This is a genomic window from Streptomyces sp. NK08204 (assembly GCF_020400585.1).
Taxonomy (GTDB): Bacteria; Actinomycetota; Actinomycetes; order Streptomycetales; family Streptomycetaceae; genus Streptomyces.
This window is the reverse complement of record NZ_JAINVF010000031.1, coordinates 37164-54183: the sequence shown is the minus strand read 5'-3', so window position 1 is coordinate 54183 and position 17020 is coordinate 37164. Positions and strand designations below refer to the sequence as shown.

The 17020-nt window shown below is 71.0% G+C and carries 8 protein-coding genes and 1 pseudogene; 2 read left to right on the top strand and 7 right to left on the bottom strand.

Annotated elements, in window-relative coordinates; translation table 11 throughout:
• Positions 1-322: 322 nt before the first annotated feature.
• The 6 genes from K7G59_RS30810 to K7G59_RS30785 all read right to left on the bottom strand — a co-directional run bounded on the left by K7G59_RS30810 (position 323) and on the right by K7G59_RS30785 (position 13012).
• On the bottom strand, positions 323-3154 hold the full coding sequence (locus K7G59_RS30810) for a SpoIIE family protein phosphatase (protein WP_374114309.1): 2832 nt from the start codon (positions 3152-3154) through the stop codon (positions 323-325).
• A gap of 827 nt (positions 3155-3981) precedes the next feature.
• A complete protein-coding gene (locus K7G59_RS30805) occupies positions 3982-4725 on the bottom strand; it encodes an SGNH/GDSL hydrolase family protein (RefSeq protein WP_263976983.1) in 744 nt (247 codons plus the stop codon).
• A gap of 758 nt (positions 4726-5483) precedes the next feature.
• Positions 5484-8417 carry a hypothetical protein gene (locus K7G59_RS30800; protein ID WP_225839972.1) on the bottom strand — a complete coding sequence of 978 codons (2934 nt, stop codon included), beginning with the start codon at positions 8415-8417 and terminating at the stop codon, positions 5484-5486.
• A gap of 2 nt (positions 8418-8419) precedes the next feature.
• Positions 8420-10306 (bottom strand): HSP90 family protein, encoded by a 1887-nt coding sequence (locus K7G59_RS30795; RefSeq protein ID WP_225839971.1) that lies wholly within the window; start codon positions 10304-10306, stop codon positions 8420-8422.
• 50 nt (positions 10307-10356) lie between these two features.
• The gene (locus K7G59_RS30790) at positions 10357-11343 is read right to left on the bottom strand and encodes a hypothetical protein (protein ID WP_225839970.1); all 987 of its coding nucleotides are present in this window, start codon (positions 11341-11343) and stop codon (positions 10357-10359) included.
• An 82-nt stretch (positions 11344-11425) separates the two neighbouring features.
• A complete protein-coding gene (locus K7G59_RS30785) occupies positions 11426-13012 on the bottom strand; it encodes a Na+/H+ antiporter (protein ID WP_225839969.1) in 1587 nt (528 codons plus the stop codon).
• A gap of 928 nt (positions 13013-13940) precedes the next feature.
• Here K7G59_RS30785 and K7G59_RS30780 point away from each other — a divergent pair.
• Positions 13941-15146, top strand: coding sequence for an Ig-like domain-containing protein (locus tag K7G59_RS30780; protein ID WP_225839998.1), 1206 nt, complete (start codon positions 13941-13943; stop codon positions 15144-15146).
• A gap of 910 nt (positions 15147-16056) precedes the next feature.
• A pseudogene (locus K7G59_RS34835) lies at positions 16057-16294 on the top strand (transposase); the annotation flags it as partial.
• A 107-nt stretch (positions 16295-16401) separates the two neighbouring features.
• On the opposite strand, the gene K7G59_RS30775 reads toward K7G59_RS34835, so the two are convergent.
• Complete coding sequence (locus K7G59_RS30775; protein WP_225839968.1) at positions 16402-16950, bottom strand: hypothetical protein; 549 nt, start codon at positions 16948-16950, stop codon at positions 16402-16404.
• Positions 16951-17020 lie beyond the last annotated feature (70 nt).

Genomic DNA, 17020 nt, shown 5'->3' with positions numbered 1-17020 from the left:
CGTCGGCGCACCACCGGGTCGGAAGTGGCGGGCCTTCCGGCTGTGCCTCCTGGCTTCCTCGGGTCCACTGCGTCGACGAAGTGGTCATCGAGGCCAGGGTACCGGCCGCCTCCTGGCGAATACCCTGCGAATACCCCCCGCCTGGCCCGCGAGCAGCGCCTCTCACCGGCCGAGCGGGCCCTTCGTACGCCCCGGTCCCCATCACCCCCGTGCCGGCACGGGGAGTGCGCGACCGTACGCGGGGACGTACGCGCAGGGGACGTGCTCCCTGTCCTCACAGTGCCGGGTCCTCACAGTGCCGGATCCTCACAGTGCCGGGTCCTCACAGTGCCGTGTCGTCCCACTGGCCGAACAGGACGTCGTCGAGCCCTTCCGCCTCCGGCGTGGCGCCGTCGTGGAGGGGCTGTTCGGCCCAGATGACCTTGCCGGTGGTCGTGTAGCGGGTTCCCCAGCGTTCGGTGAGCCGGGCGACCAGGAAGAGTCCGCGGCCTCCTTCGTCGGTGACCTTCGCCCTGCGCAGCCGCGGGGAGGTGCTGCTGCCGTCGGAGACCTCGACGATGAGGGTGCCCGCGGGGCCACTGGCCGTCCCTGTGCGGAGCAGCCGGACGGCGATGGGCTCGCTGCCGTAGCGGATCGCGTTGGTGATCAGTTCGCTGACGACGAGTTCGGCGGTGAAGGCGACGTCCGCAAGACCCCACTCCGTCAGCCTGCGGGTGCAGGCGGTGCGCACCGGGGCGACCGCCGCCGGGTCACGGGGTACGTCCCACTCGGCGACCTGCTCCGGTCCGAGCCGGCGCGCGCGGGCCACCAGCAGCGCGATGTCGTCCCTGGGCCGGTCGGACAGCATGGCCTCCATCACCGCGGCGCAGGTGGCCTCCGGCGTGCGATCGGGCCCCGTCAGAGCATCGCGCAGGGCCGCCAGACCGACGTCCAGGTCCCGGGTGCGGTCCTCGATCAGTCCGTCGGTGTACAGCACCAGCCGGGAACCCTCCGGCACGGTGAGCTCGGCGGTCTCCACAGGAAGGCCGGCGCCGAGCCCCAGTGGCGGGGAGACGGGCAGCTGGGGGAAGTCGACGCTGCCGTCGGGCCGGACCACCGCCGGTCCCGGATGGCCGGCAGTGGCGAGGGCCAGCCGCCCGGAGGTGGGGTCGTAGACGGCGTACTGGCAGGTCGCCCCGGTGATCGTGCCCTGCCCGTCGTCCCCGGCGGCGGCCTCCTCGGCGTCGATCTGGGCCACCAGCTCGTCCAGCCGGGACAGCAGCTCCTCCACGGGCATGTCCAGGCTGGCGAAGTTGTGCACGGCGGTACGCAGCCGGCCCATGGTCGCCGCGGCGTGCAGACCGTGGCCGACGACATCGCCGACGACCAGCGCGACCCGGGTGCCGGACAGCGGGATGACGTCGAACCAGTCCCCGCCGACCCCTGCCTGGGCCGGCAGGTAGCGGTAGGCCACGTCGAGGGCGCACTGCTCGGGCAGCGCGCGGGGAAGCAGGCTGTGCTGGAGGGTGACGGCCATGGTGTGTTCGCGGGTGTAGCGGCGGGCGTTGTCGATGCTCACCGCTGCGCGGGCGGCCAACTCCTCGGCGAAGGACACGTCGTCGTCCTCGAAGGGCGGGGAGCCCTCCGCACGCCAGAAGTCCACCGCGCCCAGGACCACGCCGCGGGCTCGCAGCGGAACCACGAGCATCGAGTGGATACCGTGGTCGAGGATCCGCCGGGCACGTTCGGGGTGCTGGGCCCGCCAGCCGTGGGAAGCGCTCAGGTCCCCCACCAGAACCGTTCGGCCCTCGGCCATCGCCGTGGAGACGGGATGGTCCGGGACGAACCGGATCAGCTCGCCGGAGGGGTGGAGGAGATGGTCCGCCTCCAGACCGACGACGGCGCTGCGGCGCAACTCGGTGATCTGGGTGGTCGCCCCGGGGGACTCCTCGCCCCGCAGGACCGAATCCAGCAGTTCCACGGTGACGACGTCGGCGAACCGGGGCACCGCCACCTCGGCCAGTTCCTCGGCCGTGCGTTTCACGTCGAGCGTGGTGCCGATCCGCAGCCCGGCGTCGTAGAGCGACGTCAACCGTTCGCGCGCCACCTCCGCCCGGCCGGAGAGGGCCTGCAGCTCGGTGGTGTCCCGGAGCGTCACCACGCTGCCGGCCGGTCCGTGAGGTGCGGTGAGCCGCTTGTTGACCGCGAGCAGCCGGTCGCCGGCCAGGTACACCTGGTCGGTGGCGGGGCGGTCGGAGGCCAGCAGTCCGGCGAGGTCCTCGTCCAGCCCCAGGTCGGTGCTGTGCCGCCGCTCCGCGTCCGCCGGCAGGTCCAGCAGCCGGCGCGCCTCGTCGTTGGCCAGCAGCAGCCGGCCGTCACCGCCGACGATCAGCACCCCTTCCCGTACGGCGTGCAGGACCGCGTCGTGGTGCTCGTACATCCGGGTGATCTCGGTCGGCCCCAGGCCATGGGTCTGCCGACGCAACCGGCGGCTCACCAGTGCCGACCCGCCTGCGGCGACGACGAGGGCCGTGGTGGCGCCACCGAAGAGGAGCGGCAGCTGCCGGTTCACCCTGTGCTGCACCTTCTCGACCGTGACGGGGACGGAGACGATGGCGATGACCGACCCGTCAGGGCCCCTGACGGGGACCGCCGAGACCACGGAGAGGCCCAGGGACCCCTGGAAGGTGCTCGTGAACGGCTTGCCGGTCGCCGCCCGAGCGTACGGCCCGATGATGTGTTTCCCGAGTTGGTGCGGGTCGCTGTGGGTGAGGGTGATCCCGTTCAGCCCGTACACGATGATGGCGTCGACGCCCGCCGCCTTCCGCGCCGCCTCGGCGTGCGGCTGCAGCACCGCGGTCGGGTGTGCGCTGCGCAGCGCCGCCACGATCCCCGGTGAGTTGGCGAAGGTCTGCGCCGCGGTGAGCGTCCGGGTCCGGGCGTCCGTCATGATGTCGCGTCGAGCCTGCACCACGAGGGCCACCAGGGCGGCGGCGACGAGCAGCACCACGACCAGCAGCTGCAGAAGGAAAACCTGCCCGGCGAGGCTGCGCACGCTCAGCAGCGAGCGCGGCGACCAGGGCGCCCGTACCCTCCGGCGGAGTCGGCCGGGCCCACGGGTCCTCCTGGACGCACCAGCCACACCCTGTCCGGATTGATCCGAAACTTCAGCCATATCACCTTTCTATCGTTTCTGGGTGGTCGACAAACGAGACGCCGGGACGGACCGGCCCGCACAGGGACGCCGACGGGCACCTCCGGTGCCTGCGGGGCGCGCCGGCGCGGCTGCACTCCGGGCCGGGTCCCTCGCTCACCGGGGGCCGGTACGCGCGTCGGAGTCGGGGGACGGTGCGGTCGACGACGACTTCAGCGGCGGGCCGCTTCAAGAGACGGGCGACTTCTATCGCGCCGGCGGTCCCGGGTCGTCTCCGTATCACCACGGACGGTGGAGCGGCGCCTGGCCCGCTGTCGAGCCACCCCCGGAGCGTGGCCGGCACGCGTCGCTCAGTGGGTCAACGGGGCACAGGAGACAAGGTCGCCGCGCGGAGGAGGCTCGACGCGCTACCCGCCGCCACTCGAAAGAGTGAACCGCAGTTCACCGCCGACCGGATACGGGCGATCACCGAGAAGCGCAGGGACATCGCACAGCGCCTTCGAGCCATGGACGCCGGTATGAAGGGCCCGCTCTACGGGGCGGCCCTGGGCGTCACGGATTCAGCCGCGGGATTCACCAGGTGAGCAGCATGCGAGCGAGTGGCGAGGAGCGGCGGCAATGGCCCCGGAGTACGGACGGCCCGGCCATGCCCGTCGCCGGGCATCCTCACGCAGCAGCCCCATCCTCACGGCCTTCGTCACGGGACGTGCGTCCTTCACAGGGGGAGCACACGTCCGGACGAAGGCCGTTTCCGTAGGTTCCGGTTGCCGAACCGCGTGACCGAGTTCGACGTGCCGTCCACGGCGGATGGGGAGGATCGAGCCGGGTCGGCTCGTCCGGGGAGGGGCTCAGCTGTTGGCGTTGAAGACCGGGTAGTAGCCGCTGGAGTGGCCGGTGGCGGTGGGGTGGTAGGACTCCCAGCTCGGGGAGACCACCAGGGAGTGCAGATAGCCGTCGCCGGAGCACAGCTCGTGGCCGTTGAAGGTGGTGCGGACGTCACCGAAGACGAAGCCGTGGGCGGCGGCACGGTTGGCGATGACGCTGTCGATGACGTCGGCAGCCTCGTCGATCTTCTTGTGCTTGGTGTCACTGAGGCCGATGCAGAAGACGTTGAGGGTGTACATGTGCGGGTAACCCAGCACGACCACCTTGGCGTTGGGCGCCTTGGCCCGGATCGCGTTGTAGGTGGCGTCCAGACGGGCGGGGAGCGTGTACCTGGCGTAGTCCTCGGCCTGGTTCACCCGGTTGACGCAGTCGGTGTCCGAGCCGAGGTTGCAGGTGGTCATGACGTCCGCGAAACCCGCGTCGTTGCCGCCGATGGTGAGGGAGACGAGCCCCGTGGTGGAATTCAGCGGGCCGAGCTGATAGTTCGTCACGTCCGTCGTGACGGCACCCGAGCAGGAGGTGTCGGCGAACGAGGACGGGGCGTGGGCGTTCTTCCACAGGTAGGGGAAGGCGTTGAAACTCCGGTGACAGTCGCCACTCGCACTGTCGTAGTTTCCAGCGCCGTTGCCGGCTGAGTACGAGTCCCCCAGCGCGACATACGCCGGTCCGGCAGCCTGTGCCGGACCGGACAGCCCCAGGCCCGCCATGATCGCTAGGCCCAATGCGGCAAGAACTGATGGCAATTTGACGCGTCTCACGAGACCTCCCTGAGCGGCAGAGCTGGCCCTCATTTGGTACAGCAGACAGCCACCCTAGGGAAGTGTTCATGTCAAAAATTCTTCCCGCGTAGACCTCACGTTTCACAGCTCGGAGACACGGGAAGCGCACGAGGACTCAGGCGAAGGGCGGTCAAGGAACCTTGCACCCGCCGTTTACTGCAAAGTAACTGATGAGGTGTCAACAGGGTCGGTCCCACGACCACTGACCGACGGATCCCGGGTCGCGCGACCGAACTGCGGGCCACACATCCGGCAGTTCGCCGGGCTGCTCTCAACCGCTGCGAGCCGGCTCGAGCTTGGGGGCGGCCACCGCCCCGGAGCCCGCCATCAGCTCTTGATCCGGGGGCGGCAACGCACCGTTGGAGTCCAGGAACTCGTGACAACGCGCCGGAAAGGCCGGTCCTCGACGGACGGTTGACCACCCACGCCTCCTCGCGGTGCGCGGCAGCCCCCTCATCTTCTTCGCGGCACCGGAGACGTACTGGTTGTGCGCGATGGTGAACGTCACCGGCTGGTCGGCAGGTAGCAGCCGGCCCCGACGACGAGGTCCTCGCCGGCCGTGGCGACGTCGTCGACGAAGCGCCTCGAGGAACCGGTTCGGGCCCGTGACGGTCAGCTCGCACCCGGTATCGCCACGGCGACCAGGTGCCGGGGCGGGCTGTCGCCCCGGCACCGCGCCCGCCGCGTCACCCCTTGTCGCGCAGCCGGGCCGCCAGGGAGGTCAGCGGCTCGGTCTCCTCGGCGTGGCCCAGGGCGGTGAGGCAGGAGACCGCCCCGTCGAGGCGGGTGAGCGCGGGGGCGGGGCGTTCCAGGTAGATACCCTCCACGGCAGCCGCGAGACGGACGCACTCGGCCCACTCACCGGCGTGGTCCTCGTCGGATCCCGGTTCGCCGAGCAGGGTGAGGGCCTCGTCCAGAGCGGCCAGGGCGGTCTCGTACTCACGTGCGTAGGCGTTGACCCGTCCGTGTTCATAGGCCAGGGCGCTGTCCAAGGAGCGGCCTCGGGCCTCGTACTTCGCAGCGCGGGCCTCGTCGGCGATCCTGCCCGCGTCGGCGAGAAGGGCCAGGGCGTCGGCCAGGCCCTCCGTGCCCTGCTGCTGGGCCTGGAGGCGGGCGAGTTCGCGCAGGCAGCTGCTGAGCTGCTCGTAGCGCGGGGCCCGGACATGGGCGGCGAGGGCCTGGTTCGCGGCCTCCCGGGCCCGGCCGAACTCCCCGGCCTCGGCGAGGAGTACGGCAGTCTCCGAGGCGATCATGGCGTGGCTTCCGGGGTCGTCGTCCCAGCCGGCCGACTGGGCCGCCAGGGCGGCGAACTCCGCCGTGGCCGCCTTGAGGTCCTCCCCCGCGTGCAGCGCACGGGCGCGGGTCAGGCGCAGCTGGGCGACGAGCCGGTCGTCGAGCTCTCCGGCGGCGACGTCCGGTTCGGCCAGGAGGGAGTCGAGCAGAGCGATGCAGTCCTCGACGCGGCCCAGGTCGAGGCTGAGCTGGGCCGCGTTGCTGTACGCACAGAACGCGTCCGTCCGGCTGCCGTGGCGCAGTTCCAGCTCTGCGGAGCGCGTCAGGTGCCGCAGTGCCTCGTCGGGGTGGCGCAGGTGCATGCATGCCTCGGCCAGATCAGCGTGGAGGCGGGCGGTGTCGACGGTGTCGGACGGCCAGTCGGCAGCCAGTCGCAGGCTCTCGGTCAGGTCCGCGTGCGCGGCCTGCGCGTCCCGGAGGCCGAGCTGGATCCGGCCGCGCAGTGCGAGCGTGCGGGGCAGGTGCCAGGCGGGGCCGTGCGCCCTCAGCCGGTCCAGGAGGGCGTCGATCTCCGTGACCGCGGCGGGCAGATCGCCGGAGAGGGCGTACGTGCTGGCTCGCAGCATGAGGGCGCCGGAGATCTGTCCGGCGATGTCGTGCCGGGTGGCGAAGCCGAGCAGCAGGTCCACTTCGGCGAGGACCGGCGCGACGTGCTCCTCGTTCTTCGACGTCTGCAGACGCAGGCCGAGCGCGGTCGCCCGCAGCCGTAGCAGACGGGCCTCCTGGTACGGGGCGAGGCCGGGCGTCTCCTCGTGCAGTCGGACGAGGGCCGCGTGGGCGGCGGTCAGCGCGGCGGCCTTCGCCTCGGCTCCGTCGGCACGCTCCGCGGGGATCTCACCCGCGGGGAGCAGGGCGCAGGCGCGGGCGAGCGCCGCATGGCCCGGCGCTCCGGCCTCGTCGTACAGGCTCGCGGCCTCCTCGTACAGGGCGGCGGCTTCGTCGAACCGGTCCTTCTCGCCCGCCTGGCTCGCCTCGTCGGACAGCAGGTCCGCGCGCAGCCGTACGAGCGGTCCCACGGCCGGGTCGTCGGGATGGGTGTGGTCGGGGGCGGCGACGAGCGTGCGCAGCCGCGCCCAGCAGGCCGCTGCGTCCGGATGCCCTTGCTCGTCCAATGCCCGTGCCCTGGTGATGAGTTCGGGCAGCGACTCCGGGACGGCGGCGGTCGTGCGCGCGGCGGGCGTGGCAGCCGGGGCGGCCGGGGCCACGTCCTCAAGGCTGCGGGTGCGCAGGGTCAGTTCCAGTGTGTCCAGGAGGGGGGCACGGTCGAGGCGGGCCCTGCGCCGGTCGGTGTGGGCGGTGGTTCCGTTACGGGCGTCGAAGCGGGCGGCGAGGCCGTCGGCCCGGCCGCGGACCTCGGTGCGCAGCCCGGCCACCGTCCAGGTGCGGCCCGCGTATCCGGCGGCGGGCAGTTCACCGTGGCCGAGGAGTTCGACGCGTCGGAGGAGGACTTCGACGCCTGTGAGGAAGTCGAGCTGGTCGAGCGGCGAGTCGACCTCGTCGAACAGGTTCCGGTTCTCGGCGAGCAGTTCCAGGCCGCGTGCCTCGTTGCCGGTCAGCGCGCAGAACTCCAGGTGCCGGCCGACCTCCCCGGACATCGAAGGGTTGCGGCGGCAGCCGCGGTATCCGGCCAGGTGCAGCTCGCGGGCCCGGTCGGTGCGGCCGGTGCGCAGCAGGGGAAGCAGCGCGTACGAGACGGAGCGGGCAGGCTCCTCCTGGCAGGACTCCTGCCCGGTCAGGACGGGCTCCCAGGTGCGCAGCGCCCGCTCGTCGTCGCCCGCCGCGAGGTGGTACAGAGCGCGCTCGCAGATCTCGCAGGCTTCGCAGTCGCTGAGGCTGGTGCGGGTACGGCCCGCCCACAGCTCGTAGGCCAGGGCGGTGTCCTCGCCGACGTGGGCGGCGAGCTGGTACACCTGTCCGTAGTAGGGCTGGAGGCCGAAGCCGGCCTTCTCGTACCGGTCGCGCATCTCGGCCAACCACTGGCGCAGGCTGGCCAGCGGTATCTCGGGCAGCGCGCGCAGGGCGCCCGCCACCCACTTGAACCGCCAGAACAGCGTGTGGCGCAGCCGCTCGTCGAAGACGTCGGGCTGCTCGTCGAAGAGGGTGAGCAGGCGAGCGAAGACGACGGGCGACTTCCTGGGTTCGGAGCCGTAGTTGTACGCCTCCTGGAGTTCGAGGAGCGCATGGACGAGCGGGACGGGTTCCGTGAACTGCTCGGCGGCTTCGACCAGTTCCTCGGCAGTGACGGTGCGGGGACGGCCGTAGGGGCGCCGGTCGTTCTCCTGGAGCGCCTGGTACAGCTCGCCAGTGGTCTGGGGTGCGGTCGGCATCATCAGCTGTCCTTGCGGAGGGCGTGGGCGAGGAGGTCGAGGAAGGAGCGGTTGATGAGACTCGATTCGGCGGGCCTGAGCGGACGCCGGGACAGCATCGCGGCCTGCCCGTAGAGGGCTTCGGCGCTGGTTCGGGCGAGTTCGGGTTCGTCGATGGTGACGGCCGTACGGACCAGCGGATTGAGCTGGTTGAGGATCAGCTGGGCCCGCGGAGCCTCCTGACGCAGGTGGCCGAGGATGTCGCCCCACAGGCCACCCTGCTGCTCGCGGGCGAGCTGGGAACGGGTGCGCTCGTGCCGGGCCTCGCGGCTGTCGAGGAGGAGGGCAGGGGCGGAGACGGGCTGGAAGGTGCGCAGCGCGACGTCGCAGTCGAAGACCGCGAGGGCGTCGCGGGCCAGGGCGAGATACGCCGCGGCGGCCAGTTCCGTCTCTCGGTCGACGGGGTCGAGGTGGGCGGTGAGCGTTGCCGGGTCGAGATCGGCGACGCTGACCTCCGGCCTGATCTCCGGCAGCCTGTGGACGAGTTGACGGTCGTAGGTGTAGCCGCCGTTGACGACGCCGAGCCCGGCGGCCGAGGCGATCGCCGCGACCTGCCGGAACTCCTCCACGCTGGATGTCACGAGCACGGTGCGGTGGGTGCGCGCGAACTCGTCCAGCGTGGCGTGTCCGTCGGTGGTCTCGAACGGCAGCCAGGGCAGCAGCATCCGCAGGATCTCGTCGTCGTGCACCGCCAGCGACTTCACGGCCAGGTGGTGGGCCTGGAGGAAGCGGCCGAGGAGGTCGGGGTCGCTGGCCGCGGTCCGGGCGATCCACGCGCGCAGCCGTTCGGCGAGGGCGTCACGGACGGCGGCGAGGGTGTCGTCCTCGTACAGGGACTCGCGGGACGCCGTCGGACGCAGGCTCTCGGCGTCGACGACGCAGCGGACGAAGAACGCCCACTCGGGCAGGATCTCCTCGGCCTGCTCGGACAGCAGCATGCCCTTGACGTGCACGCGATGGCCGTGGCGGCGCCCGGCCGGCACCGCCTCGGGCAGCACGCACGCGATGCCCTTCAGGCCCACGGCCGGCAGGTCCAGCTCGATGGTGTCCAGCGGCGTGAAGCCGAAGACCTCTTCGCCGTACGCGGCCAGCGCGCGGGAGCGTGCTCCCGGCGTGGGGTAGGTACGCGCCCAGGGTGCGGGCTCGGGGTTGACCGGTGCGCCCGGGCCGCCCGTGCCGTCGTCGAAGGTCACAGGGTGGCGCAGCAGGGAGCCGAAGTGGCGGGCCAGCGCGTGCACCTGTGCCGGCCGGGTCCACTCGCCCGCGTCGAGGCGCGGCGACAGTGTGACGGTGGTACCGGGCCGGGGGCGGGCGGAGACGGGCAGGGTGCGCAGGGTGTAGCTGCCGTCACCGCGTCCTCGCCACTCCACGACGGGGGCATCGGGGGTGCGGGCGGAACGGCTCAGGACGTGGATCTCGTCCGCGACCAGGAAGCAGGAGAGCAGGCCGATGCCGAACTGGCCGATGAAGTCGCCGCGTTGCTCGTCGATCCTGCCCCAGCCCGGAACGGGCTCGGCCGGGGAGGAGCCCCCCATGGCGCGCTTGCTGCTGCGGCCGATCGTGGCGAGGAAGGTGTGCACGTCGGTCTCGGTGAGACCCACGCCGTCGTCCTCGACACGTACCACCGAACCGTCGGCGTACAGGCGGATACCGAACGCGTCGGCGGGGGCGGCCGGTTCGAGGCCGTGCCGCGCAGTCAGCGCGTCCACCGCGTTCTGCAGGAGTTCGCGCAGGTAGACGCGGGGGCTGGAGTAGAGGTGGTGGGAGAGGAGATCGACGAGGCCGCGCAAGTCCACCTGGAAGGTGCGGTCGGCGCCGGTCGGGCCAGAAGGGGTTTCGGACAGAGTCATCGGGCAGTCCCGGGTGAGGTGAGCGACGAGCGGCGGGCGGGGTGGCGGGTTCAGGCGTTGCGCCGGGCGCGGGCGTACATCTTTTCCGGCTGCGCCATGTACTGCCAGGGCCACGAGGTGTAGGCGCCGCCCAGCTCGCGGAAGACACGCGGCAACGCGATGCGTTCGGAGGCCAGGGACAAGGCCATGGCAAACATGTTGAAGTCGTGCTGCCAGCCCGGGCGACGCACGTGGGCGGGGTGCAGGATGCTGCGCTCGGCCGCGTCCAGCAACTCGTCCTGGATCTCGGCGGTCACGAGGCAGTTCTTACGGCCGGACTCGACCCAGTCCTCGATGTGCGCGACGGCGATCACACAGCCGAGACGATGGCCCTCGGGCGCCCCGGCGAACGCCTCACGGGCGAACGCCAGGGCCTCGCCCGGCTCGCCGCCCCACCGGGGCTGCAACTGCGACACCCACTCGATGTGCGTCTCCAGGTCCAGCGGGTCGCGGCGCAGGGCGGCGTCGCGCCGGGTCTCGTTGACGGCGGGGCCCAGCGACATGCCACGGCCGGAGGTGAGGAGGCGGCGCCACGGCGTGACCCATTCCGGCCGCAACTCGGCAGCCTCGAGCAACTGCTCCTCGGCGATGCGGAGCCGTTCACGGAAAACCCGCCACTGCTCCGGCGTGACGTGCGCGGCAAGCGCTCGGGTGCGCGCCTCCCAGCCCCAGCTGATGTGCCGCGCCCCGGATATCAGCAGGGCCGTCGCCCGGTGCTCCTTGTCCTCCTCGACGGCCCGGCCGATCCAGTCCTGCACGCCGTCCAGGTCGGCCAGCTCACCGAGGACTTGATGATCACGGCCGAGATCGAAGGGGGCGAGCGCCGCCTTGACCGCCGCCCAGTCACCCGCACCGGCGGCCTCCACCAGCGCGAGCACCCGGGCGTCTCCGAGCGCGCGCAGCGTGTACATCCCGTTCTTCGGCCTGCGCGGGGCGGGAAGGGCGTGCGGATCCACCGCCGGTCTCTCCCCGCCCCTGCCGAACAGCTTGCCGAACATGCCGCGCCCTCCCCAGGTTCCGCGTGATCGTCCGGTGCAGCATAGGGGGCCCCACCGACACCGCTTCCGCAGGGTTGCTCAGTCAGTCGCGGGGGTGAAGGCTGGCTTCTTCGAGGTCGAGTTCGTGCTGGATCCGGCGCCGGGTGGCGTTGCTGATCTTGTTCGCTTCGAACAGGCGCTGGAGCTCGGCCGCCTCGATGGCGATGAGTGTCCGGCGGATCTCACGGTAGGCGTCGGCGGGACGGGCGTCCGGGTCGCTGTAGTGGGCGTCTTCAACCTGGTGGATGCGGGCCTCCAGGTGACGACGGGCCTGTTTCAAGGCGGTCTCCGCGGCGGCACCCAGACCGGAGAGCTCATCCAGATCGCCGAGCTGCTTGAGCTCCTCGAGGGCGGCGTGGGCGATGTGCCGGCGGGTCCGCGCCTCTTCGCGAGCGGTGTGCTCCGGTTCGAGAGCGATGCCGGAGCGACGGACGACCGGGGCCAGGGTGAAACCCTGGAAGACGAGAGTGAGCGCCACGGTCCCGGTGGTGAGCGTGAGAATGAGCGCCCGGTGCGGCAGCGGCGCCCCTGTGTGGGTGACCAGGGGGATGGAGAGCGCGGCGGCCAGCGGCATGACACCTCGGGTGCCCGCCCAGGACAGCACGGCCGGAACGCGCCAGGAGAGTCGGTTGTCGCTCTCCGCGTGCCGGTGGTGGATCAGGGCGGACAGCGGGAAGATCCACAGCAGGCGGATCGCCAGCAGCGTGAAGGCGATCACCGGCACCCACAGCGGCCAGCCGTGCTCGTCGCGCGCGAGGTGGCGGACGGCAGAGGGCAGCTCGAGGCCGATCAGGGCGAAGACGACACTCTCCAGCAGGAAGGTCACCGTGTCGTAGACGGCGTGTACCTGGAGGCGGACGGGGGCGTTGGTGAGCTTGTGGCCGGTGCTGCCGAGGACGACCCCGGACACGATGACGGCGGTCACCCCCGAGGTGTGCGACTGCTCCGCGATGACGTAGGAGGCGTAGGGAGTGACCAACGCGATGACGGTCTGCAGCATCACGTCCTCGGTCCGTCTGCGGATCAGGATCACCACTGCGGCGACCGCCGCGCCGACGAGCACTCCTCCGCCTGCGAGAGTCAGGAACTGCTCAACGGTGCCGGACACGCTGATGGCGCTGCCGGTGACCGCGGTGACCACGGCGACCTTGTACAGGACGAGCGACGTGGCGTCGTTGAACAGGCTTTCCGCCTGCACCATGGCCTGTACGCGCGGGGGGAGAGACAGACGTCGGCCGAGCGCGGTAACGGCCACGGGATCGGTGCTGGCCAGGACAGAGCCGAGGATGAGCGCGGTCGCGGCGGTGAGCGGAGTGATCGCGGCGGCCACGTACCCGACGGTGATGGCCGAGGCGATGACCAGACCGAAGACCAGTCCGCTCACGGGCCTCCACACGGTGCGCAGGTCGCGGGCAGAGATTTCCCCGGCCGAGGCGTAGAGCAGTGGAGGCAGCACCAGTACGTTGATCACTTCTGGCGGCAGGCGAACCTCGGGAACCCAGGGCACCAGCCCCACGACCAGGCCGGCGATCACGAGGAGTGACGGGGCGGGCAGGCTCCAGAGCCGGGCACCGGTCGCCACGGCCGTGGCCAGGATCACGAGCAGCAGGACAACGATCAGGCCGGTCATGGAGCGTCCCCGGTGGGTCGACGGTCGGTGTTCCTGGGCCGTGGGGCGGACCATGATCTCGCCGACTGCGGCATGCGAGGGCCGGGCGTCCTCGACGGCCCGAGGTGCCCTGCGCTGCGTCTGCGACGTCAGCGGTGAGAACGCTGCACGAGCCACCCCGGTCACGGATCACTGGGCCGGCTCCTCCAGCCGCCGCACGGCGGGCAGCCACTGCCACACCCCGCCCATGGCCCATCGCCATCGGCGACGCCGACGCCGACGCCGACGCCCGCCGCCGTAACGCCCTGATCCGCAGCTTCCGCGTGCCTGGCGTCCGGATCCCTCACACTCATGATCACCTTCACAGGTCATCCGCCCAGGGCAGGCTGAGGTGCCGCGAACCTCGCACCGCCGCCCACCGGCGAGGTGCCGCCTGCTCTTCGAAGCTTGCACCACATGGCCCAAGACCGCCTCCCGCGCATTCCTTCGGCGGTGATCGCCGGCCGCCTCGAACGGGGCACCCGCCGTGTGACTGTCATCGGCTGCACCGAGGAGCTCAGCCTCCTTGGCGCGTCTTGGCCGTGCCGTCCGGTTGTCAGCCACGGTCAGTACCGGCGAGCCCCGGCCGGGCCGACCCGCGTTCGCCCGTCGTGGGCAACCCGCCGACCGCCACCGATCACCGCTCCCGCTCGTCGTCGGCGCCGTCCGCCCGCAACACCCGCGACGAGCGGCGAGAGCAGGGCGACCATGTGCCGTCCGGCCGTCGAGAGCCTCGGCAACGCTGTCAGGACGCGTGGAATTCGCCACAATTCACCCCTCAAAACGGATAAATGCGTAAAGGTGGTTCTTCGCGGACGGTTGCACTCCTCGGTAACCAGCTCCAGGGATTCAACGAACAGTGACATGGGAGAAGCGTTTGATCACGGCACGTAAGCGGCACACCGGGCTGATGGCTACGGCCGGCGTACTCGGCGGCGTCATCGCCCTCACGGCTCTCGGCGGTACCAGCAACGCCGCCACCAGCGGCGACAACGCCGGGAGTCACCGGGCATCGCAGGCGCGGGCAGATCAGGCGGGCACCCAGGACGCTTCCGACGCCCGAATAAAGATCACGCCCGGGCAAGGTGCCCACAACGTCGGGATCGACGGACCCGTCGAAGTCACGGTGAGCAACGGCAAGCTCACCAAGGTGACCATGACCGCCGTCGCGACCGGCGCCGAGATCTCGGGCACCCTGTCGACGGACGGCACCTCCTGGAAGCCGAACGGCCGGCTGGAGCGGGCCACCAGGTACCAGGTCGCCGCAGAGGCCGAGGACGCCAAGGGCCGCTCCGTCACCGGGAACGCCACGATCACCACGACCTCCCCGGCCGGCGGCTTCAACGGGCACCTCTCCCCCGAGGACGGCTCGACCGTCGGCGTGGGCATGCCGGTGACGGTCAACTTCGACAAGGCGATCAGCGACAAGGCCGCCGTGCAGTCGAAGATCCAGGTCAGCTCCAGCAGCGGGCAGCGGGTCGTCGGCCACTGGTTCAACGACGACCGCCTGGACTTCCGCCCCAAGAACTACTGGACGCCCGGCTCCACCGTCACCGTCAAGCTCAACCTCCACGGCACCCAGAAGACGGTCACGTTCAAGATCGGCCGGAGCCAGATCAGCACCGTCGACGCCCGGACGAAGCAGATGACCGTCGTACGGGACGGCAAGACGATCAAGACCATCCCGATCTCGTCCGGCAGCCCCGAGCACCCGACGTACAACGGTCAGATGGTCATCTCCGAGAAGTTCAGGCAGATCCATATGAACGGTGCGACCGTCGGCCTCGAGAAGGACGGCAAGCCCGCGTACGACATCAAGGCCGTACCGCACGCCATGCGCCTGACCGACTCGGGCACGTTCATCCACGGCAACTACTGGGGTGCCGACTCGGTCTTCGGCAAGGTCAACACCAGCCACGGTTGCGTGGGCCTGAAGGACGTCAAGGGCGGCGGCGACGGCAAGCAGCCCGCCGCGTGGTTCTTCGACAACTCGATGATCGGTGACGTCGTGATCGTCAAGAACTCCGCGGACAAGACCACGCTGGCCCCGGACAACGGCCTCAGCGACTGGAACATGCCGTGGAACGAGTGGGTCGCGGGGAGCGCGACCAGCTGACGCCGCGTCACTCCACGCAGATGAATCCCTTCCGCCGGGCGGCGGCCGACTCACTGTCGGCCGCCGCCCGCGGCGTCAGGGGCTGGAACAGCCCTCGCCCCAGCAAGTCCTCGCACGTCGTCAACGCTCCGCTTGCCCGGATGCCGCCTCACGGGAACGTCCCGTGAATCGGCGGCAACCGCGGTAACCGGCCAGGTGCGGCTCACGGCCCGATCGGTGCGGCCGGTGAGAGACTCCGCCGCCCGGAGGGTGCGTGGATCAGCTTCCGACTAGGCGGGAGGGGCGTAAGGATTCCCGTCGGACGCCGGTGGACCACCCCACTGCGGCCTCGGCGGCGGGGCAGGAGCCCAGTCCGGGCCGCGGTGATACAGCCACCACCTACCGATGGTGTGGAACTTCTCCTCGAAGCTGCGATCCCAGCTGAGGAACCCGGTGATCGGCGCCCGCAGGCGGGTACGTCGGCCGCCCGCTTCGTAGATCACGACGGTCCGGCTTCCGAGGAGATGCTCGATCTGGACGGCTTGGACGTTCGACCACGGGATGGTCCTGCGGCGGAGGTTGTGCACGACGGCAGCCGACGGTGTGAGAGTGACCCCGAAGTACCGCGCGGTGATCGGCGCCACAGGCAAGAGGACAGCCCACATGAGCAGTGAGACGAGTACAGGACCAAACGGTCCCCCGTCCAACCAGAACAAGACCTGGAAGGCCATGACGACGATGGCGGGCACCGCGGTCAGCAGACGTTGGCGGCGCGTCAGCCGGTAACGGACGCTCTCCGGCGGCATAGCCGCGACCTGCGATTGTTCCATCGATCCCCGCCCCTCACACAACGCGGCCGGCACCGGCCCATCACCGCCAGGGCAGCATGACGGACCAGAGGCGCGCTGTCCATCTGCCTGCTCCGACACAACCCCGCCTCGCGTTCCTCCTCAGCGACCTGCCCGTGCAGGTGCCGGCCCGGAAGCGCTCGGACCGCGCCCTGCGCAGGCTGTCCCGCCCCGCCGGCCGCACAGGAACGCCCGCCACGGCACGGAGGCGAGTTCCTCTTCGGTCAGCCCGACACCTGGGGCACCCCGGACACCGAAACCGTCACCGGCACACGCCTCTACGGCACCGCCACCGCACGATCCTGGAACCGACCCCATCCGACGAAAGGGGAGGTACCACCGACGGACCCGACATGGCGGTGCGGTCAGGCGGTGGCGCCGTACGGGGCCAGCGGCAAGACCGCGGCCTTCGAAACCGTGCAGAAGGGTCAGACGTGCATCTGTGCGTCGGTGGCCGAGCGGCGGCCTCCGTACGAGGCGACCAATGCGTCAGCGACGGCCACCGCGTCTGCGTCGGCCACGTCCGCCGGGTACTCCGGCAGCAGGTCGTCCCAGACGGGCAGCCACGAGCCGAACAGCTGGGCGTGCCCCTCGGGCCGGGCGAAGAACCAGATGTGCAGGTGTGCGGCTCCGTCCCCCAGCCGGTAGACGTGGGCTCGGGAGATATGCGGCAGCGCCTGCACATGGCGGACGACGTGAGAGGTGAGAACCCCCAGTTCGGCGGCCATCTCGTCGGGCAGATCCGCCATGTCGTAGTGGTCCCGGGGATACAGCATCAGCACCAGAGGCACACCGACGCCCGTCACCCGGGCCAGTCGCCATCGTTCGTCGAACCAGACGCCTTCATCTCGGGCGCGGCACACGTCGCAGTTCGCCGGGTCCTCGCCGTGCCGTTCCGGCTCGGGCAGATGGGGCGGGCGCAGCGGCGCGACGCGAAGTCCATCGGGCTCGAACGGGCTTATGTCCCAGCTGGTCATCCGTGCCAACGGAAGCCGAAGCTCACCGTCCGCGGCCGCACGTGCTCGGTCGTAGAACTCATCAGGTCGC